Source organism: Staphylococcus equorum (assembly GCF_029024965.1).
GTDB classification, from domain to species: Bacteria; Bacillota; Bacilli; order Staphylococcales; family Staphylococcaceae; genus Staphylococcus; species Staphylococcus equorum.
Map to the genome: position 1 here is coordinate 190,900 of NZ_CP118982.1, position 20,637 is coordinate 211,536.

Consider the following 20,637-nt stretch of genomic DNA (forward strand, 5'->3'; position numbering starts at 1 on the left):
ATAACAGTTTTTATATTATTGGCTTACAAGATTTTTGAAGTTTTCTAAGCGTGCGGCTTTTTCTTCTTCGCTAATGTCATGTTTTTTTACATAACGATTATTTTCGTGAGTTGCACATTCGTGTGTACAAGCACCTAAATAACGTTCTTCATTTTCTTCAGAAACAAGAATTTGTTTGTTACATTCTGGATTGCTGCAATTGATATAACGTTCGCATGGTGTACCATCGAACCATTCTTTACCCACAACTGTTTTGTCTACTTGGTTGACTTCTACACTAATACGTTCATCAAAGACGTACATTTTACCGTCCCATAATTCACCTTTTACTTCCGGATCTTTACCATAAGTAGCAATGCCACCTTCAAGTTGACCTACATCCTCAAAGCCCTCTTTTAATAAGTAACCAGAGAATTTTTCACAACGGATGCCGCCAGTACAATAAGTGACAATCTTTTTGTCCATGAATTGCTCTTTATTTTCTTTGATCCACTCAGGTAGGTCTCTAAATCTCGTGATATCAGGACGAACTGAGCCGCGGAAATGACCTAAATCGTATTCGTAATCATTTCTTGCATCAATGACTACAGTATCATCAGCCAATAAAGCTTCTCTAAATTCTTTTGGTGATAAGTAATTTCCTGTTAATTCTCTTGGGTCAACGTCATCTTCTAAATCTAGAGCAACGATTTCTTCTCTTGGACGTACGTGCATTTTTTTGAAAGCATGTCCTTCAGCTTCATCAACTTTAAAAGTAATCCCTTTAAATCTTTCATCTGATTTCAATTGTTCCATATATTTATCAGTAGCTTCGACTGTCCCAGATACAGTACCATTGATACCTTCTGTAGATACTAAAATACGGCCCTTAAGTTCTAAATCCTTACAAAATTCTAAATGCTCCGTAGCGAAAGTTTCGGGGTCATCAAGTGTTGTATATTTATAATACAATAATACTCTATAATCCATAATTCGATTCTCCTCTAATCTATTCTTTTCATTATTATTAATATAAAATTTATGGTTGAAGTGGTTGGTTGTATTGAAGCAACGTAATGCTTCATTTATAATTTACTTACTCATTATTTCGAGTAAAAGAACAAAATTCTCCTTATTGCATTATAACAAAAAAGGGATAATATTCAATTTATTAATTTAAATTAGTGCAATATTTTCATTATATATGAAAAGTACATTTGAAGAAATAGAAAAATAAAAATGCTCTTCTCAAAGCCGTCACTTTAATAGTGAAAACCATGAAAAGAGCATAGGTATATAGCATTCATTTTATACTTCTTAAAATTTAGAAACAGCTATGATGAACTTATTTCTTTTTATTTGTGCAAACAAGTGCAGTCACTAAGCCAATTGTACTTATAGCAAAAATAATGTTCATAATTGCTAAAGTTTCGATGATTACGACGTCTTTGCCTAATCTTTCAAAGGCATTTTGCTGCATTTCCTTTTCAGAGCTTAAATCGCTTTGTGATCTTGAAGGTTTTTCTTCGATATCTTCTAACATTCTTTCTTCAACTTTAGGCATGTAATTCCTCCTTGTATACTACTTTAATATTTTCCCTTTTGACAAAAAATCAATCATACACCTTTGAAAACGCTAAACTATAAGTAATTGCAAATGAACGTGGTTATTACTATACTGAATTGATAATTGTTAGTTGAAAAGGGAGAGATGTAAATGGAAACGGTATACTTGGCAGGCGGATGTCTATGGGGTGTACAAGCCTTTGTTAAAACTTTACCTGGTGTAGTAGACACAGAAGGTGGCAGGGCAAACGGTATTACAGATACACTCGATGGAGAATATGATGGATATGTAGAAGTCATTAAGACAACATTTGATCCAGCAAAAGTGACAGTTACAGACTTAATGGGATATCTATTTGAAATTATTGATCCTTATAGCGTAAACAAGCAAGGTGAAGATGTTGGCTTGAGATATAGAACAGGATTATACAGTGAAGATGCCAAGCATTTAAAAGAGGCACAAGCATTTATAGATGCAATTGAAGACCATCATCTGATTGCAACAGAAGTATTACCACTGACAAATTACGTGAAAAGTGCAGAAGAAAATCAAGATAGATTAACAAGATTCCCTGATGATTACTGTCATCTTCCTAAAGCACTCGTAAATAAATATAAATAAATAAATAAACAAGGCGGCTCTCAGATTAGTGAGAGCCGCCTTTGCTTATGAGCAGTGATTATGAACTATCTCATGATGTATAAAATAAGTAGTTTATCTTTAAGCCTTTAACACATCTTGTTCTAATGGAATTGATTTTTGAGCGCCTTCAACTTGGACTGTAAGCGAAGCTGCTTTATTTGCGTAAGTAATACTTTCTTCTATATTAAAGTCTGTCATATTGAGACGACTTGCAAATGCACCGATAAAAGTGTCACCTGCTGCTGTTGTATCAATCGCTTTTACTTTAAACGAAGGTATTAAACCAGCAGAATTTGCTGTCGCGTAATAAGTACCTTGCTCGCCAAGTGTGATAATAACAACTTTCATTCCTAAAGATAAAAAGTATTCGGCGTTTTGATGCATTGACGCACGATCTGTAACTGCGATACCACTTAATAATTCTGCTTCTGTTTCGTTTGGCACAATAATGTCAGTTAAAGTAAGTAAATCTTTAGATAATTCACTTGCAGGAGCTGGATTTAAAATAGTAGTGACATTGTTTTCACGTGCGATTTTAAAAGCGCTAATAATCGCAGGAACAGGCACTTCAAGTTGAGCAATAATATAATCTGCTTCTGCAATTGCGTCAGCTGCTTTATTTACATCTGTATCATTTAATTCCATATTTGCGCCACCATAAACTAAAATTGTATTTTGTCCATTGGCATCAATTGTTATAAATGCTTGGCCTGTTTGGGCAGTATCTGTTGTCATGATGTAGTCTGTATTCATATGCGCTTCTTCAAAATCTTCTAACATGAAATCTGCGTCTCCTTCAGTTCCAATCTTAGAAATAAAAGTTGTTTGGGCATTTGAGCGTGCAGTTGCAAGTGCTTGATTTGCGCCTTTACCGCCACCATAAATTTTTTGAGCATTTTGAAGATGTAATGTTTCTCCCGGTTTAACAAAACGGTCTACGTTTAAAATTTTATCTACATTGGTAGAACCAATAATTACAACTTTATTTGTCATAGTATATTCTCCTTTTTTCTTTAAAATGTCACGTTAGATTCAAGTGCAATATTTGAAAATGGTGTCGTTTCCCCTGTGCGAATATTAGCTTTTGTTAGTGAATGATTTAAATTTTGTTTCATTTCTTCATGTGGAATAAATGAAATTTCTACATTGTCACCTATCAATGATTTAATTTGTTTAAGTTGTTCAGCGTTTTGTGTTTTGATTTCTTCTGCAAGAAATATTTTTTGAACTTCAACTTCTGATAAAACGTTCTCTAAAACATCAATAAAGCGTGGTAGATCTTTAGTAATCGCTAAATCAATACGACGTTCGTCATTTGGAATTGGCATACCCGCATCATTAATTGTTATTAAATCAAAATGACCCAATGTTGCAATTGCATGTGATACATGACTATTTAAAACCTTTGTTTTTTTCATAATTAAATCTCCCATCCTATAGTTTATTTAATAAATACTGTAACTGCTGCTGCTATTAATATGATTACAAGTCCAATAATAGTAACGATAAGTTCTTTTGGTGTTTTTCTCTGATTCAAGAAATAAATACCTGTTAACGTAGCTAATACTACTGATGTTTGTGACAGTATGAATCCTGTCGCTAATCCATTCATATCTGACTGTGCAGAAATTAAGTATGTTAATGCACCAAATGCAAAGAACAATCCTGAAATAATTTGTTTCCAGCTGACTTTTTCTAAGAAAGCATTGCCTTGTTTCATATTCATAAATGCATAAATTACTGCAGCAAGCACCATACCCATTGCTTGTGGTAAGAATGCTTCCATACCACTGATATTAGTTGCTTGAGGTGCTGCAGAGTAGGCCCAATAACCTATTTCACCTATAAGTAGTAAAATAACTGCATTTCTTAATTTCTTACTATATTGTTGTTCTGATTTTTCACTCCAAACGGTCATATATGCACCAATTAGCACAACAAGTAGGGCAGTGAAGCCGATAATTTTATTTGTTAATCCTGGCCAATCTCCTAATGCAAAGACACCCCATAGTGATGCACCTAATAGTTGAAATGCAGTTGTGATTGGCATAGCTCTGGAAGAACCGACTAGACCAAATGCTTTAAAAGTAATAATTTGTCCAAAGCCCCAACCAACACCTGATATTAATGAAAATATAAGGTTCATTCCTGTTGGAAAATCGATACCTTGAATGAATGCGAAACCTAATGCGAAAATCAACGTTCCTACTGTTGCACCAAATATTTGGTTAACTGGTCGTCCACCAAACTTCGATGCGATGGTAGGAAATAGTCCCCAACCCAGTAATGGTCCAAGACCAATTAAAATTGCTATAATATCCATAAGACACCTCTATATATATATTTATGTAGTGATTATTTTTAGGTAAAACGATTTAGTAAAACGTTTTACTAAGTCATAATAACATCAATTTCTATATTTGTACACGCTTTCATTTTTTACAAAAAAATATAAGACCTAGAAGATAAGCTGAAAATTGATAACTGCTAACTCGAGTCAAGCAATCAATGACATATCTTTAAGTCTTATATTATGTGTGTTTTATTTTTAAAAATGTTGCGTTGTTTCTCTGATAACTAACTCATTATGTAATGCAACGTTATGTAAAGTTGCATCATTTTGATTCAGCTTATGAGTGATTAAAGCTAATGCAGCCTCGCCTATTTCTTTAATAGGTTGTGCAACTGTGGTGAGGGAAGGGACAAGATATTTTGCAATGTCTATATTATCAAAGCCAATAACTGAAATATCGTTTGGTACGTGAAATCCTTTATCAGCGAGGCCACGCATAATACCAATAGCCATCTCATCATTTGTTGCAAAAATAGCACTTGATTTGGACTTTATAATATCATCAATGACTGCAAATCCACCTTCTTTATTTAAAGGGGTTTCGATAATTATAGGAGATGGTATCTCATGCATTTCACAATATTTGATGAAACCATCTGTTCTTGCTTTCATATTACTCGTTAAATTATAAGGTTGAATGATTGAAATGTGCGTGTGGCCGTAATCAATAAGATGTGCGGCTGCCAGTTCACCACCATTGCGTTCATTTGTTTTTACGATATCAGTAAATCCATGGTCATCACTTTGATCTAGTACGATATAGGGTATATTATGATTTAATAAATATTGATTTAAACGAGACGGGTTCTTAATCATCTGCGCAATAATCAGACCATCCATGCCTCGTTCGACAAGATGCATAATCCCTTCTTCGATTTTATCTTCCTTTGTTGTTAAGAAGAATAAATCGACATCATCTGGTTTGTGATCGTCCATAGTTTGCATCATCGTGGAAAAGAATGGATTAGTTAAATTTGGTAATAGCACACCGATTAATTTTGTTTGGCTACCACGTAATTGTTGCGCATTTTTATTAGGGAAGTAGCCTAATCGCTCTTTAGCAGCAATGACTTTGTTTACTGTTTCCTCTGAAAAACGGTTGCTTTTTTTATTTAAAATTTGCGAAACCGTAGTCAAAGACACGTCTGCTTCTTTAGCTACATCTTTGATAGAAACTTTTTTCATCCAAGTTCACTCCTTATACAATCTATCCATTTAATATAATAAGTAATATTTTTATTAATTATAGCGTACCATGTACAAAGTAAAATGTATCCATTTCTTATTAATAAAATGAAAACGTTTTATATTTTGGGGGTGAGTTTTTTTAAAAGTGAAGAAAAGATAGGAGTGACGCAGTTCATGTAGTAAAATATTTTTACAGACAAGTGGGAATAAAGGTGGCTAATCTCATTGAAAATGGGGTGATGCCTATGATTTTGGTCTCTACTCCAAGAAAGGATAGAAAATGACTGATTATGAAATCTTGATGGTTGTGTTAACAATCATTGGACCCATATTAGTTTGTAATAGCCAAAAAAAATAACCTTCCAACTTTGGAGAAGTTAAGGTTATTTTAACCAAAAAGTCACCGTGTTTTAACGGGTCTGTGAGGGAGGTATGTTAGCGCATATCTCCTTCTTAATTTTAATATAACAACGGTTAATTCATAAGTCAAAAGATTTTATTATATTTTTAAAAGCGTACATAGAGACGTTATAAGACTTCAATAAAATGATTCATTTAGGGATAGTTAAATTTTTCAAAAAGTGATGCAGTTCATGTAGTAAAATATTTTTACAGACAAGTTGGAATAAAGGTGGTTAATCTCATTGAAAATGGGGTGATGCCTATGATTTTGGTCTCTACTCCAAGAAAGGATAGAAAATGACTGATTATGAAATCTTAATGGTTGTGTTAACAATCATTGGACTCATATTAGTTTGTAATAGTCAAAAAAATAACGTTCCAACTTTAGGCAGATAAATGTTGAAACGTTATTTTCACTTTGTCTAGCCACCGTCTTTTTAACGGGTCTGTGAGGGAGGTATGTTAGCGCATACCTCCTTCTTAATTTTAATATAACAACGGTTAATTCATAAGTCAAAAGATTTTATTATATTTTTAAAAGCGTACATAGAGACGTTATAAGACTTCAATAAAATGATTCATTTAGGGATAGTTAAATTTTTCAAAAAGTGAAGATAAGGTAGGAGTGATGCAGTTCATGTAGTAAAATATTTTTACAGACAAGTTGGAATAAAGGTGGCTAATCTCATTGAAAATGGGGTGATGCCTATGATTTTGGTCTCTACTCCAAGAAAGGATAGAAAATGACTGATTATGAAATCTTAATGGTTGTGTTAACAATCATTGGACTCATTTTAGTTTGTAATAGCCAAAAAAATAACGTTCCAACTTTAGGCTAATAAGTGTTGGAACGTTGTTTTCAAATCAAAAAGCCACCGTATTTTAACGGGTCTGTGAGGGAGGTATGTTAGCGCATATCTCCTTCTTAATTTTAATATAACAACAGTCAATTCATAAGTCAAAAGATTTTAATGAGTGACGTTTCAATGGCTTAACAGTAGTCTTTCAAGAGGGAAGGCAGTACAAAGAACGACGTTTAAACTAAGTACGTAATTACTTTATATTATATGATGAATTCAACGTATAAATTCAATTTTTCTTAAAATTTGATTCATTGAATAAATATGACGTATGCTATAATATGCGGTATTAAGACAAATTGGTGAGACTAGGAGATTTTCAATTATGAATAAGCCGAAATATCAAATTGTAGCGGACGAAATTAAAGAAAAAATAATTAACAAAAGCTATCAAGTTGGAATGCTCTTACCTACAGAAAAGCAATTTCAGGATAGATATAATTTAAGTCGCTATACAATCAGACAAGCAATGGATTTATTAGTCAAAGAAGGATACATTAAAAAGAAAAAAGGTTCTGGATCATATGTGAGTTACAATTATTTAAATACAAATCAGAACAATGAAACTAAAAAAATAGGCGTAATCGTGACTTACTTATCGGATTATATTTTCCCGAGTATTATTCGAGGTATTGAGAATGTATTAAAAAAGAATGGCTATTCTTTAATATTAGCAAGTACGAATAACAATCATGAGGAAGAACGTAAATGTTTAGAGATGATGCTGAATCAAGGTGTGACGGGACTTATTATAGAACCTACTAAGAGTAATGTCTATAACCCGAATTTGTCCTATTATTCATTATTCAAACAGCGAGATATTCCGATTTTAATGATTAATGCTAAGTATGATGAGTTGAATTTGCCTTATATAGCAATTGATGATGTGAAATCTGGCTATTTAGCAACAAAATATTTAGTAGATCAAGGACATGAAAATATTGCTTTAATTACTAAAATAGACGATAACCAAGGTAAATTAAGAATGAAAGGTTATTTTAATGCTTTTGAAAGTAATCATATTCTTTTTAAAGGCGAACATATTTATACATTTGATACCGAAAGTAAGCCACAAGTCATCGAACAAATTGTTCAGCATATTTATGAGAAAAAGATTAATATCACTGGCTTAGTTTGTTATAACGATGAAATTGCTTACGAGATTATCCAAAGATTAAAACAGCGAAATGTGCAGATACCAAGCGATTTATCTGTGGTTGGCGAAGATAATTCAGTGCTAAGTAAATTGAGTGAGATGGATTTGACTACAACGTCACATCCTCAAGAATTACTTGGTAGAAAAGCAGCAGAATGGATGATTAACGCGATAAATACAGATAAAAAACAAACGTCACAACTTATAGATACATATATTATCGAACGAAATTCTGTAAAAAAATTATAAAAGACAGGCTCAAATCAATCAAGCTATTGGTTTGAGCTTTTTTATAACTCAAAACATGTACGGACATAAAATAATAAATATTGACATGTACGGACAAATATTATAAGGTATATTTGAAAACGGTTTCAATAGGAGTGTTGGAAATGGATGGTTTGAAGAAAGCATTAAGTAGTGAAGATATATCGATTGGTATTGAACTTGGTTCTACAAGAATTAAAACCGTAGCAATTGATAAGCATTTAAATACAGTTGCATCTGGACATTTTGAATGGGAAAACCAATTCGTAGATGGATATTGGACATATTCCATTAATGATATCTGGGTCGGTTTACAGAAAAGTTATAGTGCAATGACAACAAAAATGAAAGAAAAACATAATTTAACATTAAAACAAGTGAAGTCGATTGGTATCAGCGGTATGATGCATGGTTATCTAGCGTTTGATCATAATGAAGATTTACTTGTACCATTTAGAACTTGGAGAAATGGTAATACAGCAAAGGCAGCTACGTTACTTAGCGAAGCGTTTCAATTTAATATTCCAGAACGTTGGAGTATTGCGCATGTATATCAAGCCATATTAGATAAAGAAGCCCATGTGAATCAAATTGAATATTTAACAACGTTAGCTGGATACGTACATTGGTACTTAACTGGTGAAAAAGTTGTCGGTATTGGCGAGGCTTCAGGCATGTTCCCTATAGATGTTAACAACAAAGCTTATAGATCAGATTTATTAAATACAGCTAATGACTTATTTAAAGGAAAAGGATTTGAAAAGTCAGTAGCAACTATATTACCTGAAATTAAATTGGCTGGTGAAAGTGGCGGTCGTCTTACAAGCGAAGGTGCAACATTATTAGATCCTTCAGGTAATCTCGAAGCTGGTAGCGTTATGTGTCCGCCAGAAGGCGATGCTGGTACTGGTATGGTAGCAACGAACACAGTAGCGCAGAATACAGGTAATATATCAGCCGGTACTAGTGCATTTGCAATGGTTGTATTATCTGATGCATTAAAAGGTATGTACCCAGAAATTGATGTAGTAACAACGCCCGATGGTAGTGAAGTAGCAATGATTCACACCAATAACTGTACTTCTGATATTAATGATTGGATGAACATATTTGGCGAAGTATTAAGCGTCATGAGTGTTGATTTTTCATCGGATAAGTTGTACGGACAGATATTCGAGCGTTCATTGGAAAGTGATGACAACATTGGTGGCTTACTTTCATACAACTATGTTTCAGGAGAAAATATCACAGATGTAGAGACAGGTTATCCATTATTTGTACGTGAACCAAACTATAATTTCAATTTAGCTAATTTTATGAAAATGCATTTATATAGTGCATTCAGTACTTTGAAAATTGGAATGGATTTATTGAAAGATAATGAATCGATTAACATAGATAAATTGATAGCACATGGCGGTATTTTTAAAACCAAAGGTGTCGCACAGCAAGTATTATCATCAGCACTTGAAAATAAGATTACCGTAATGGATACGGCAAGTGAAGGTGGCGCATGGGGTGTCAGTGTTTTAGCTTACTATACCGCACAAGAATCTCAACAACCTTTAGCTACATTTTTAAATGAAGTTGTATTTTTAAACACAGAAGAAGTAACTACAGAACCAGTAGAACAAGAAGTGATTAACTTTAATAATTATGTAGAAAAAGTTAAAAAAGGTTTACCTATAGAACAATCGATAGCTAAATATTTAGGAGGCAAATAACATGTTAGAAACGTTAAAAGCTGAAGTTTTTAAGGCAAATTTAGAATTGCCAAACCGAGGATTGATTAAATACACATGGGGTAATGTGAGTGCCTTTGATGCAGAATCGCAATTATTTGTTATCAAGCCGAGTGGCGTAGATTACGATGTCATGAAACCAGAAGATATGGTGGTTTGTAATTTAGATTGTGAAGTGGTTGAAGGAGATTTAAAACCTTCTTCAGATATGCCAACGCATGCTGTCCTTTATAAAGAATTTGGTGATATTGGCAGTGTCGTACATACGCATTCACCATGGGCAACAACGTGGGCGCAATCAGGATTGAACGTGCCAGCTATGGGAACAACACATGCAGATACATTCTACGGCGAAATTCCGTGTGCTAGATTTTTAACGACTGAAGAAATCAATAAAGATTATGAGTATGAAACAGGCAATGTCATTGTTGAAACATTTAAAGAAAAAGGTATCAACCCACATGAAGTACCTGCAGTATTATTGCATGGTCACGCACCATTTATTTGGGGAGATAATTGTGAAAAAGCTGTGATGAACGCAGTAGTGTTAGAAGAAGTATGTAAGATGAATATCTTCACAAGACAATTAAATCCATTCGCAGAAACATTACCTAAAGCAGTACTTGATAAACACTTTGAAAGAAAACACGGCGCAAATGCCTATTACGGACAAAACTAAGGAGGAAACAAAATGGCTACAACAAAAAAATTCTGGTTTGTGATTGGATCACAAGAACTTTATGGTGATGATGCACTCGCACAAGTTAAACAAAATGCACAAAATATTACGGACGAATTAAACGCGCAGGCACAATTACCGTTTGAAATAGAATTACAAACGAAATTAGCAATTTCTGCAGATGTTATTACAGATATTATGAAAGAAGCGAATTATCGTGATGATATTTTAGGTGTGATTACATGGATGCATACATTTTCACCAGCGAAAATGTGGATTAGAGGTACTAAATTATTACAAAAACCATTATTACATTTAGCAACTCAATACAACAATGATATTTCATGGGAAAACATTGATATGGATTATATGAATTTACATCAATCAGCGCATGGTGATAGAGAATACGGTTATATTAACCGCCGTCTTAATAAGAAAAATGAAATTATTTTTGGACATTGGAAAGATGAAAATGTACAAAAGCAATTAAGAGAATGGATGGTTGTAGCCAATGCTTATAATGAAAGCTTCAACTTAAAAGTTGCAAGATTTGGTGACAACATGCGTAATGTAGCTGTTACTGAAGGGGATAAAATCGAAGCACAAATCCAATACGGTTGGACTGTAGATTATTTTGGTATAGGTGATTTAGTAGAATATGTGAATCAAGTAACAGATTCAGAAGTAGATCAATTATTTAAATCATATGAAGATTTATATGACTTTGAATACAGAGCGTACAGTAAAGACGCATTTAATGCTTCTGTTAAAGAACAAATAAAATATGAAATTGCGATTAAACGCTTTTTAGATGAGGGTGGATATACTGCTTTCACTTCTAACTTTGAAGATTTACATGGCATGAAACAATTACCAGGTTTAGCAGTACAAAGACTTAATGAACAAGGTTACGGATTTGCAGGTGAAGGTGATTGGAAGACTGCTGCTTTAGACCGCTTACTTAAAATTGCTGCAGAAAATGAAGCAACAGGGTTCATGGAAGATTATACGTACGACTTAAGAAGTCACCAATCACATATACTAGGCGCACATATGTTGGAAGTTGATCCAACATTAGCAGACACGAAACCTAAAATCGTTGTAAATCCCCTAGGTATAGGTGGTAAAGAAGATCCAGCAAGATTAGTATTCGATGGAAAAGCTGGCGACGGCGTAGTGGTCACAATGATGGATCTTGGCACACACTTCAAGTTTATTGTGAATGAAATTACTGCTAAACAATTAGATGAACCTGCACCTAACTTACCAGTAGCTAGAGTGTTATGGGATGTTAAACCATCATTAGAACAAGGCGTGAAACGTTGGATTGAAGAAGGCGGCGGTCATCACACAGTACTGTCACTTAAATTGAATACATCGCAAATAGAAATATTATTAAACATGTTTGATTCAGAATATACATTAATAAATTAAATTACAGTAGATTTGTCGTTAATCAAATAACGTAATGTAAGGCATATTTTGTTTTAAAAAAGGGTGAATGGGATGAAAATAAACAGTAAAGTTTCGAATCGCTTTATCTATTTCTTCGGCGCTTTTGGTGGGATACTTTTTGGTTATGACATAGGTGTTATGACCGGAGCGTTACCATTTTTAAGAGAAGACTGGAATATTAATAGTGGATTTATAATTGGGTTAATTACCTCGTCAGTAATGCTAGGCGCAATATTTGGTGGTATTTTAGCAGGTAAATTATCTGATACGCTTGGTAGAAGGAAAATGATTTTAATTTCTGCAATCATTTTCGTAATTGGTTCTGTTTTGTCAGGCATCGCACCACATGATGGTAGTTATTTCTTAATTATATCAAGGGTAATTCTTGGATTAGCAGTTGGTGCTGCATCAGCATTAGTACCAGCTTACATGTCAGAAATGGCTCCAGCTAAGTACCGTGGTCAATTGTCTGGTATGAATCAAACAATGATTGTATCTGGGATGTTATTATCATACATCGTAGACTATTTCTTAAGAGGTTTACCTGTTGAAATGGGTTGGAGATTAATGTTAGGTGCAGCAGCAGTTCCAGCAGTCATTTTATTCTGGGGCGTATTAAAATTACCAGAGTCTCCAAGATTTTTAATTAAAAATAATAAATTTAAAGAAGCTAAAATAGTCTTAAGCAACCTTAGAAATAACCAAAACGTAGATAAAGAATTTGAAGAAATAAACAAGACTATTCAAATAGAAAGTAAGAATAAAGTAAACCAATCATTAGCAACGTTATTTAGTGGCAAATATAAATATTTAGTTATCGCTGGATTGGGTGTAGCTGCGTTCCAACAATTCCAAGGGGCAAATGCAATATTCTATTATATTCCATTAATTGTTGAACAAGCTACAGGTAGCTCAGCAAGTACAGCTTTAATGTGGCCAATTATTCAAGGTGTGATTTTAGTATTAGGATCATTACTCTTCATTTGGATAGCAGATAAATTTAACAGAAGAACATTACTTATGTTAGGTGGTACTGTGATGGGATTATCATTCATATTACCAGCAATCATTAATTTGATATTACCAAATGCGAATCCAATGCTCATTGTTGTATTTTTAAGTATTTATGTAGCGTTCTATTCATTTACATGGGCGCCGTTAACATGGGTTATCGTTGGAGAAATATTCCCATTAGCAATTAGAGGATTTGCTTCAGGTGCAGCATCTTCATTAAATTGGATTGGTTCTTTCTTAGTTGGATTACTATTCCCAATTATGACAGTGTATTTCCCACAACAAATCGTATTTGCGATATTCGGCATCATTTGTATACTCGGCGTACTGTTTGTGAAAAAATTCGTTCCAGAATCTAGAGGACGTACACTAGAAGAAATCGAAGCAATCGGTGCTTCACATGCCTCAAACAATGAAAAAGCACAAGCACAAACTGAAAAAGTATAATTAAGATATTACTTTGAGACTGGAACATATATTTATGTCCTAGTCTTTTTTATTTTCAAAAACTACAAATGTTTAGAAGTTAAATTTAAGACCCTCTCTAAAAATATCACACGTGATTTTAGAGAAGGTCCTTTTTTGTGAGGAAAATGACTTTATTTTAAGAAACCTAAAACAAAGTCTACACCGCTAGCTAATGCACTCGCAATGCCTTGTACCCATAGTTACCCAATCATGAGCGATACCTGCTTGGATGGCATTATTTAGTGCTTCTATGATTGCTGACATATAAAACACCCCTTTCCAAGTATTTAAAATTAAAACAAAGTTTTAATTTATAAACTACAATATAAAATATTTCCCTGTCAATTTGCTTGAAAATGCCTAACTAGCGGATTTTTATGCTTAAGTGTAATATTACTTATTTAATTGGAATTGTAAGAATTGGATATTTTTTAGTGCTAAATTGATTTTACAAATGAGAGGTATATACTCGTTTTATAAACAATAATTTACATGGGAGAGGGAACTCTATGGCTGACCTTGTAGCAAAGTTAACAAACGCAATAAAATATTATGATCAAAAGAAAGTCTTAGATGGCATTAATATAGAATTAACTGAGGGAGAAATATTAGGGTTGATTGGTCCTAGTGGTTCAGGAAAAACTACGACAATAAAATGTTTAATGGGTATGGAAAGTTTAGATGAAGGACAGGCTCAAATATTCAATAAACAAATACCTAATCGCAAAGTATTGAATGAAATAGGCTATATGGGTCAAAGTGATGCTTTGTATGAGTCATTAACAGCACGAGAAAATTTAGTGTTTTTTGGGAACTTGATGGGGTTAAAAGGTAAGAAATTAGAAGAAGCAATTGCTGAAAATACAAAAATAGTGAATTTAGAACATGAATTAGGAAAGATAGTTTCTCATTTTTCAGGTGGTATGAAACGTAGACTTTCTTTGGCTATAACACTGTTAGCTAACCCCAGCCTTATTATTTTAGATGAGCCTACGGTTGGTATTGATCCTAAGCTTAGAAAAGATGTTTGGAAGCAATTGAATGAATTAGCAAATAAGGGAAAATCGGTGATTGTTACAACACATGTTATGGGAGAAGCGGAACGTTGTGATTATATAGGCTTAATTGTTGAAGGAAAATTATTTACGATTGGAACACCTCAAGAATTAAAAGATAAATTCGAAGCTGATTCTATAGAAGAAGTGTTTATAAAAGCAGAAGCGGAGGTGAAATAATGAGATTTAAGGCGATTTTTATCAGAGTTATTAAAGAATTATTACGAGATAAAAGAACGTTAGCTTTAATGTTATTTGCACCTATTTTGGTTTTAACATTGATGTATTTTATATTTGATACTAATAATGAAACAAATATAAAAATGGGGGTGAATGCCTCAGTATCAGATGAAATTGTGAACGCTTTGCCTTCAGATAAAGTAGATATTGAAAAATATGATGCGCCTAGCTCAATTAAAGATACAATTGTGGATTCAGATTTGGATGCATATATTGAACAAAAAGGGCCTAATCTAGAAGTTACTTATAAAAATGAAGATCCAAGTCTTACAGGGTCAACGAAGCAATTGTTAGCGAGTGCAATCCAAAAAAATAAGATGCAAGATATGACTAACATTGTTGAAAAGATACCGGACAACATGAAACAAGGCAATGGACAACAGGCAGAGGCATTGAGCATAGATAGTCATTATCTTTATGGTGATGCTGACAGCACATTTTTTGATAAAATATTTCCAATTCTCATAGGTTTCTTTGTCTTTTTCTTTGTATTCTTAGTTTCTGGTATAGCACTTTTAAGAGAACGTACGAGAGGGACTTTAGAACGTGTACTTGCAACATCTGTTAAAAGAAGTGAAATTGTCTTTGGTTATTTAGCAGGTTATGGTTTGTTTGCGATATTACAAACATTAATTATTGTATTTTATTCGATATACTTACTGAAAGTTGAAGTTGTAGGAAGTATCTGGTGGGTATTATTAATTAATATACTTATTGCATTAGCTGCTTTAGCTATTGGTTTGTTTGTTTCAACTTTTGCAAATTCAGAATTTCAAATGGTTCAATTTATACCGTTAGTTGTTATACCTCAAGTCTTTTTCTCTGGACTTATCCCCTTAGATAGCATTGCCAATTGGGTCAGTGCTATTGGCTATGTATTTCCGTTAAGATATGCCGGTGATGCGCTGACCAATGTAATGATTAAGGGACAGGGATTTGAATTTATTTGGTTCGATATTGTTATACTGTTGCTATTCATTTTGATATTTACAATACTAAATATCATTGGTCTTAAACGTTACAGAAAAGTATAAAGAATAAATTTGAATTTTTACACACATTAAAATATAAAACTAAAAAACACTTTCGCGTAAATTTATTTAAATATGAATCCAGCGAAAGTGTTTTTATTAATTTCTATAATTTAGTCTGTTTCGTAAAAATATATAATTGTTTTTAAGTTTAACGATAGTGGAAATATCTATACATTAACTTCGAATTTTACTGTGCTGAGTTATTACTTTGAACTTCTTCCACATTATTAGAAACTTGTTTATCTTTGTCTTTAATCCAAACTTTTTCTAATTCTTCTAGTGTTTTACCTTTTGTTTCTGGAATGAATTTCCATACGAACAAGCCAGATAAAATACTCATCAGTGCGTAAAATCCATAAGTCATTGTACCGCTAATATCCATCATAGATGGGTAAGTAGAAGTAATTGTAAAGTTTGCTAACCATTGTACTGCGACAGCTATAGCCATCGCGCCACTTCTAATTCTGTTAGGGAATATTTCTGATAATAACACCCAGATAATTGGTCCCCAACTCATCATAAATGATGCAGTATATATAACTAAGAATATTAATGTTGTAATGCCAAACGCACCATTAGCAGCGAGTGTACTCATTCCGATCATTCCAATTGCCATACCAGTAGAACCGATAATTAATAAAGGCTTACGACCAAATTTATCGACGTATAATATAGCGATAACGGTGAATATTACGTTTACTAATCCCATCACAACAGTTTGTATCATTGAGGTATTCTCACCTGCACCTAAATTTTCAAAAATACGAGGTGCATAATACAATGCCACGTTGATACCGATGAATTGTTGGAAAATAGATAATAAAATACCGATAATAATCACAGTTTTACCAAAACTAAATAATGGTGCTTTTACATCTGTTAGTTTATTTTTAGTTGATAAGATATCGTTTAAAACGTTCTGTGCATGATTTTTAGAAGAGTATATTCTATTTAATACTGTAAGTGCTTCAGTGTTTCTATTATTTAAAGATAAATACCTTGGTGTTTCAGGTACTAAAAATAATAAAAAGAAAAATGCAATTGCTGGTATTGCTTCAGTCATAAACATATAACGCCATCCGATTAGTTCAATCCAGCTTTGAGATTGACCGAAAGTGATACCATAGTTTACAAAATAAACGACTAACATACCAAATATAATAGCGAATTGGTTCCATGAAACAAGTCTCCCTCTTATAGAAGAAGGTGCAATTTCACTAATATACATTGGAGATATTGCAGAGGCTAATCCCACGCCAATTCCACCGATGACACGATATAGATTAAATGTTATCAGTAAAGCAAGACTGGATTCACCTGGTTCAAAAAATAAAAACTCCGGATAGCCTGATAAAAGCGCAGAAACTATAAATAAAATAGCAGCTATTTGTAATGATTTTTTACGACCGAGACGACTTGAGAAACTTGAAGATAACAAGCCACCAATAATACAGCCGATTAAGGCACTAGAAACTGTAATGCCATGGATAAAGCTACCGTAATCTTTAGTTAAATATTTCTGGAGAGATTGTTCAGCACCAGAAATAACTGCAGTGTCATAGCCGAATAACAACCCACCAAGCGTTGCGATTAAAGCTATTTTAAAGATAAACTTCTTATTATTATAAGTTGACATATATCCATCCCCTTGATAAATCACTTAAATTTACTTAGTTTTTGAGTTACTGGTTGTGTAGCGTCATAGATTGTTTTATAAATATCAAATAAGTTGTGGTATGATTTACTATTTTCTTCAATAGGAGATACTTTTTGATCATATGTAATCCATGATTGACTCATTTCATTGAAAGTATCAAACCACGCTTCACCCATGGCTGCTAACATCGCTGCCCCATAAGCTGGACCTTGTTCTTCAGTTCTTGTGGTGATAGCTGCATCGAAAACATCTGCTTGGATTTGGAGCCATTCATGATTTTTTGCGCCGCCCCCGATAGAAACAATTTCCTTAATGTTAATACCGTTGTTTTTCATGATTTGAATGCTTTCATTTATAGAATATGTGATACCTTCGATAACAGAACGTTTCATATCGAGTTGTGTGGTATTCGCATCCAAACCGATAAAGCTGCCTCTAACTGCCGCGTCATTATGTGGTGTACGTTCACCGAGTAAATAAGGTGTGTACATTAATCCATTCGACCCAACATCAGAATCAGAAATCGTTTTTAAGAATGCAGCAAAATCTGCATCAGGGTCTAGTAGTTGTTTTAACCATTCCAGACTATAACCAGCGGATAAAGTAACTCCCATAATGTATTTTTGATCAGGCACACAGTGATTAAAGTAATGCACATTGCCATCATTTTCATAGTCAGTATTATTTTCAATGGAGAGTGCTACGCCAGAAGTACCAATACTTACCAATTGCTTTTGTTCATCTGTGATACCAGAGCCTAAAGCGCCACATGCGTTATCTGCGCCCCCTTGATAAACATTGATATCCCAATCGATGTTTAAAGCTTTTTTCACGTTGTCAGTTAATTGACCACTTTTTTCATGAGAAGCAATGATATCTGGACAAATAGATGTGTCAATATCTAAACTATTTAGTAGTTCAGTAGACCAATTTTCTTCTTTCACGCTAAACATAATTGTACCTGCAGCGTCTGAAGGTTCTGTAAAAATGTTGCCAGTTAATTTATAAACAATGTAATCCTTTGGCAACATGAATTTATGAATTTTGTTGTAATTATCAATTTCATTATTTTTAAGCCACATTAGTTTAGGTAATGTAAATCCTTCTAACACAGTGTTTTGTGTGAATTTCAGTAGTGCGTCGAGACCTAATTTATTTTTGATTTCATCAACTTCATTAGATGTGCGTGTGTCATTCCATAAAATAGCAGGTCTAATGACTGCACCTGCTTGATCAATAACCACTAGGCCGTGCATTTGACCTGAAAAACTAATGCCAGTAATTTCTTTTTGTGCATATTTGTTTAATAAATGTTTTAAACTCTCAATTGTTGCGTCATACCAGATATCTGGATTCATTTCACTGTATCCAGATTTAGGATGCAGCGTATGATAAGAGACGCTGTATGAATCTACAACGTCTCCATTTTTATTAACAACAATAGACTTTAAGGAACTTGTACCAATATCTATACCGATTACATAAGTCATTTTTATCAGTCTCCATTATTAATGTTTAAAATATATTGATTCATTTGAGCTTTAATTACTTCTAAACGATCAGAAGTATTATCAATCTCCTTAATGTTGAAAGCATATTCCTCTAATTCTTTAAATGAAGTATTACCTTCAACTATTTTTTTACCAATACCTTCAGCAAAAGATTTATATTTTTCATCTACAATATTTTCAAAGAAATTATCTTCAATCATTTTGTGTGCTACTTTTAAACCAAGTGCAAATGTATCCATACCAGCGATATGCGTTAAAATTAAATCTTCTTGTTTGAATGAAGTTCTTCTTGGCTTAGCATCGAAGTTCAAACCACCTGGATTTAATCCACCATTTTTTAAGATTTCGTACATTGCTAATGTTGTATCATAGACGTCAGTAGGGAATTCGTCTGTGTCCCAACCTAATAGTGGGTGACCTTGGTTTGCATCTACTGAACCTAATAAATCATTATCACGTGCATATCTTAATTCATGTTGGAAAGTGTGACCAGCTAATGTTGCATGGTTTGCTTCAATATTGAATTTGAATGTTTTATCTAAGTCATATTTTTGTAAGAAAGCATGTGAAGTCGCAACATCAGTATCATATTGGTGTGTTGTAGGTTCTTTTGGTTTAGGTTCAATTAAGAATTGTCCTGTATAACCAATTTCTTCTGCATAGCTTTTAGCCAATTTTAAGAAATTAGCTAAGTTGTCTAACTCTAATTTCATGTCTGTGTTTAGTAAACTTTCATAACCTTCACGTCCGCCCCAGAAAACAAAGTTTTCAGCGCCTAATTTTTTTGCGATTTCTAATGATTTCTTAACTTTTGCAGCGGCATATGCGAAAACTTCAGCGTTAGAAGAAGTTGCTGCACCATGTACGAAACGTTCGTGTGTAAAGTTGTTTGTCGTATTCCAAAGTAATTTTTTACCAGTTTGATCCATTTTTTCTTTAATAAGGTCTACAATGATATCTAAATTTTCATTAGATTCTTTTAATGTTGCACCTTCTGGAGCGATATCTATATCGTGGAAACAGAAATAATCAATACGTGTTTTTTCCATAAATTCGAAAATTGCATCAACTCTTGCTTTAGCTTTATCCATGTCACTTAAGTTATCCCAATCACGTTCAGCTGTACCAACACCGAATGGGTCAGATAAGTCAGCTGTAAATGTATGCCAATAAGCCACACCAAATCTTAGGTGTTCTGCCATTGTTTTGTCGCCTACTTTTTCTTCGGGATTATAATATTTAAAACTAAAAACATTATTTGATTTAGGTCCTTCGTAATTTACTTTATCAATATTGAAATATGTCATGATAATCCTCCTATAACTAGTTGGTTAGTTTATTAAACAAACTAACTTTAGAGATAATATA

At 33.3% G+C, this 20,637-nt stretch carries 20 protein-coding genes; 10 read left to right on the top strand and 10 right to left on the bottom strand.

Going from position 1 to position 20,637, the window contains the following annotated elements; all coding sequences use genetic code 11:
- Nucleotides 1–15: 15 nt before the first annotated feature.
- A complete protein-coding gene (gene trhO, locus PYW44_RS00845) occupies nt 16–969 on the bottom strand; it encodes an oxygen-dependent tRNA uridine(34) hydroxylase TrhO (RefSeq protein ID WP_021338945.1) in 954 nt (317 codons plus the stop codon).
- Nucleotides 970–1,324: 355 nt separating this feature from the next.
- On the bottom strand, nt 1,325–1,543 hold the full coding sequence (locus PYW44_RS00850; RefSeq protein WP_002506421.1) for a hypothetical protein: 219 nt from the start codon (nt 1,541–1,543) through the stop codon (nt 1,325–1,327).
- Nucleotides 1,544–1,696: 153 nt separating this feature from the next.
- Here PYW44_RS00850 and PYW44_RS00855 point away from each other — a divergent pair, with 153 nt between their 5' ends.
- Nucleotides 1,697–2,167, top strand: a complete 471-nt coding sequence (locus PYW44_RS00855; RefSeq protein ID WP_002506422.1) for a peptide-methionine (S)-S-oxide reductase — start codon at nt 1,697–1,699, stop codon at nt 2,165–2,167.
- Between the two features lie 99 nt (nt 2,168–2,266).
- On the opposite strand, the gene rbsK is transcribed toward PYW44_RS00855, so the two are convergent.
- The 4 genes from rbsK to rbsR all read right to left on the bottom strand — a co-directional run bounded on the left by rbsK (nt 2,267) and on the right by rbsR (nt 5,726).
- Nucleotides 2,267–3,181: a ribokinase gene (rbsK, locus tag PYW44_RS00860; RefSeq protein ID WP_021338944.1), complete on the bottom strand. Its 915-nt coding sequence runs from the start codon at nt 3,179–3,181 to the stop codon at nt 2,267–2,269.
- A gap of 20 nt (nt 3,182–3,201) precedes the next feature.
- Entirely contained in the window at nt 3,202–3,606 is a 405-nt protein-coding gene (gene rbsD, locus PYW44_RS00865; protein WP_021338943.1) for a D-ribose pyranase, read from the bottom strand.
- A 23-nt stretch (nt 3,607–3,629) separates the two neighbouring features.
- Nucleotides 3,630–4,511, bottom strand: a complete 882-nt coding sequence (gene rbsU / locus PYW44_RS00870; protein WP_002506425.1) for a ribose/proton symporter RbsU — start codon at nt 4,509–4,511, stop codon at nt 3,630–3,632.
- A gap of 225 nt (nt 4,512–4,736) precedes the next feature.
- Nucleotides 4,737–5,726 (bottom strand): ribose utilization transcriptional repressor RbsR, encoded by a 990-nt coding sequence (gene rbsR / locus PYW44_RS00875; RefSeq protein ID WP_021338942.1) that lies wholly within the window; start codon nt 5,724–5,726, stop codon nt 4,737–4,739.
- 702 nt (nt 5,727–6,428) lie between these two features.
- Here rbsR and PYW44_RS00880 point away from each other — a divergent pair.
- The 7 genes from PYW44_RS00880 to PYW44_RS00910 all read left to right on the top strand — a co-directional run bounded on the left by PYW44_RS00880 (nt 6,429) and on the right by PYW44_RS00910 (nt 13,751).
- Nucleotides 6,429–6,527, top strand: a complete 99-nt coding sequence (locus PYW44_RS00880; RefSeq protein ID WP_236593591.1) for a hypothetical protein — start codon at nt 6,429–6,431, stop codon at nt 6,525–6,527.
- 347 nt (nt 6,528–6,874) lie between these two features.
- Nucleotides 6,875–6,970 carry a hypothetical protein gene (locus PYW44_RS00885; protein ID WP_232246074.1) on the top strand — a complete coding sequence of 32 codons (96 nt, stop codon included), beginning with the start codon at nt 6,875–6,877 and terminating at the stop codon, nt 6,968–6,970.
- Nucleotides 6,971–7,316: 346 nt separating this feature from the next.
- A complete protein-coding gene (locus PYW44_RS00890) occupies nt 7,317–8,396 on the top strand; it encodes a GntR family transcriptional regulator (protein WP_021338941.1) in 1,080 nt (359 codons plus the stop codon).
- A gap of 143 nt (nt 8,397–8,539) precedes the next feature.
- Nucleotides 8,540–10,138 carry a xylulokinase gene (locus PYW44_RS00895; RefSeq protein WP_021338940.1) on the top strand — a complete coding sequence of 533 codons (1,599 nt, stop codon included), beginning with the start codon at nt 8,540–8,542 and terminating at the stop codon, nt 10,136–10,138.
- A gap of 1 nt (nt 10,139) precedes the next feature.
- Complete coding sequence (locus PYW44_RS00900) at nt 10,140–10,835, top strand: L-ribulose-5-phosphate 4-epimerase (protein ID WP_002506429.1); 696 nt, start codon at nt 10,140–10,142, stop codon at nt 10,833–10,835.
- Between the two features lie 12 nt (nt 10,836–10,847).
- Nucleotides 10,848–12,269 (top strand): L-arabinose isomerase, encoded by a 1,422-nt coding sequence (gene araA, locus PYW44_RS00905; RefSeq protein WP_115075930.1) that lies wholly within the window; start codon nt 10,848–10,850, stop codon nt 12,267–12,269.
- A 72-nt stretch (nt 12,270–12,341) separates the two neighbouring features.
- Entirely contained in the window at nt 12,342–13,751 is a 1,410-nt protein-coding gene (locus PYW44_RS00910) for a sugar porter family MFS transporter (protein WP_021338938.1), read from the top strand.
- 186 nt (nt 13,752–13,937) lie between these two features.
- Here PYW44_RS00910 and PYW44_RS00915 read toward each other — a convergent pair whose 3' ends face one another.
- Nucleotides 13,938–14,036, bottom strand: a complete 99-nt coding sequence (locus tag PYW44_RS00915; protein WP_021338937.1) for a beta-class phenol-soluble modulin — start codon at nt 14,034–14,036, stop codon at nt 13,938–13,940.
- Nucleotides 14,037–14,281: 245 nt separating this feature from the next.
- Here PYW44_RS00915 and PYW44_RS00920 point away from each other — a divergent pair, with 245 nt between their 5' ends.
- Nucleotides 14,282–15,007, top strand: a complete 726-nt coding sequence (locus tag PYW44_RS00920; RefSeq protein ID WP_021338936.1) for an ABC transporter ATP-binding protein — start codon at nt 14,282–14,284, stop codon at nt 15,005–15,007.
- A complete protein-coding gene (locus PYW44_RS00925) occupies nt 15,007–16,101 on the top strand; it encodes an ABC transporter permease (protein ID WP_021338935.1) in 1,095 nt (364 codons plus the stop codon). Before PYW44_RS00920 ends, PYW44_RS00925 begins: the two co-directional genes overlap by 1 nt.
- Nucleotides 16,102–16,288: 187 nt before the next feature.
- On the opposite strand, the gene xylE is transcribed toward PYW44_RS00925, so the two are convergent.
- From xylE to xylA, 3 genes are read right to left on the bottom strand one after another with little or no spacing between them, the layout of a single operon-like run.
- Nucleotides 16,289–17,737: a D-xylose transporter XylE gene (gene xylE, locus PYW44_RS00930; RefSeq protein ID WP_021338934.1), complete on the bottom strand. Its 1,449-nt coding sequence runs from the start codon at nt 17,735–17,737 to the stop codon at nt 16,289–16,291.
- A 20-nt stretch (nt 17,738–17,757) separates the two neighbouring features.
- Nucleotides 17,758–19,248, bottom strand: a complete 1,491-nt coding sequence (xylB, locus tag PYW44_RS00935; protein ID WP_021338933.1) for a xylulokinase — start codon at nt 19,246–19,248, stop codon at nt 17,758–17,760.
- A 5-nt stretch (nt 19,249–19,253) separates the two neighbouring features.
- Nucleotides 19,254–20,576, bottom strand: a complete 1,323-nt coding sequence (xylA, locus tag PYW44_RS00940; protein WP_021338932.1) for a xylose isomerase — start codon at nt 20,574–20,576, stop codon at nt 19,254–19,256.
- Nucleotides 20,577–20,637: the final 61 nt, after the last annotated feature.

Excerpts from the sequence above, each read along its gene's own strand:
- trhO (WP_021338945.1), bottom strand. The coding sequence starts at position 969 with ATGGATTATAGAGTATTATTGTATTATAAATATACAACACTTGATGAC.
- PYW44_RS00850 (WP_002506421.1), bottom strand. The coding sequence starts at position 1,543 with ATGCCTAAAGTTGAAGAAAGAATGTTAGAAGATATCGAAGAAAAACCT.
- PYW44_RS00855 (WP_002506422.1), top strand. The coding sequence starts at position 1,697 with ATGGAAACGGTATACTTGGCAGGCGGATGTCTATGGGGTGTACAAGCC.
- rbsK (WP_021338944.1), bottom strand. The coding sequence starts at position 3,181 with ATGACAAATAAAGTTGTAATTATTGGTTCTACCAATGTAGATAAAATT.
- rbsD (WP_021338943.1), bottom strand. The coding sequence starts at position 3,606 with ATGAAAAAAACAAAGGTTTTAAATAGTCATGTATCACATGCAATTGCA.
- rbsU (WP_002506425.1), bottom strand. The coding sequence starts at position 4,511 with ATGGATATTATAGCAATTTTAATTGGTCTTGGACCATTACTGGGTTGG.
- rbsR (WP_021338942.1), bottom strand. The coding sequence starts at position 5,726 with ATGAAAAAAGTTTCTATCAAAGATGTAGCTAAAGAAGCAGACGTGTCT.
- PYW44_RS00880 (WP_236593591.1), top strand. The coding sequence starts at position 6,429 with ATGACTGATTATGAAATCTTAATGGTTGTGTTAACAATCATTGGACTC.
- PYW44_RS00885 (WP_232246074.1), top strand. The coding sequence starts at position 6,875 with ATGACTGATTATGAAATCTTAATGGTTGTGTTAACAATCATTGGACTC.
- PYW44_RS00890 (WP_021338941.1), top strand. The coding sequence starts at position 7,317 with ATGAATAAGCCGAAATATCAAATTGTAGCGGACGAAATTAAAGAAAAA.
- PYW44_RS00895 (WP_021338940.1), top strand. The coding sequence starts at position 8,540 with ATGGATGGTTTGAAGAAAGCATTAAGTAGTGAAGATATATCGATTGGT.
- PYW44_RS00900 (WP_002506429.1), top strand. The coding sequence starts at position 10,140 with ATGTTAGAAACGTTAAAAGCTGAAGTTTTTAAGGCAAATTTAGAATTG.
- araA (WP_115075930.1), top strand. The coding sequence starts at position 10,848 with ATGGCTACAACAAAAAAATTCTGGTTTGTGATTGGATCACAAGAACTT.
- PYW44_RS00910 (WP_021338938.1), top strand. The coding sequence starts at position 12,342 with ATGAAAATAAACAGTAAAGTTTCGAATCGCTTTATCTATTTCTTCGGC.
- PYW44_RS00915 (WP_021338937.1), bottom strand. The coding sequence starts at position 14,036 with ATGTCAGCAATCATAGAAGCACTAAATAATGCCATCCAAGCAGGTATC.
- PYW44_RS00920 (WP_021338936.1), top strand. The coding sequence starts at position 14,282 with ATGGCTGACCTTGTAGCAAAGTTAACAAACGCAATAAAATATTATGAT.
- PYW44_RS00925 (WP_021338935.1), top strand. The coding sequence starts at position 15,007 with ATGAGATTTAAGGCGATTTTTATCAGAGTTATTAAAGAATTATTACGA.
- xylE (WP_021338934.1), bottom strand. The coding sequence starts at position 17,737 with ATGTCAACTTATAATAATAAGAAGTTTATCTTTAAAATAGCTTTAATC.
- xylB (WP_021338933.1), bottom strand. The coding sequence starts at position 19,248 with ATGACTTATGTAATCGGTATAGATATTGGTACAAGTTCCTTAAAGTCT.
- xylA (WP_021338932.1), bottom strand. The coding sequence starts at position 20,576 with ATGACATATTTCAATATTGATAAAGTAAATTACGAAGGACCTAAATCA.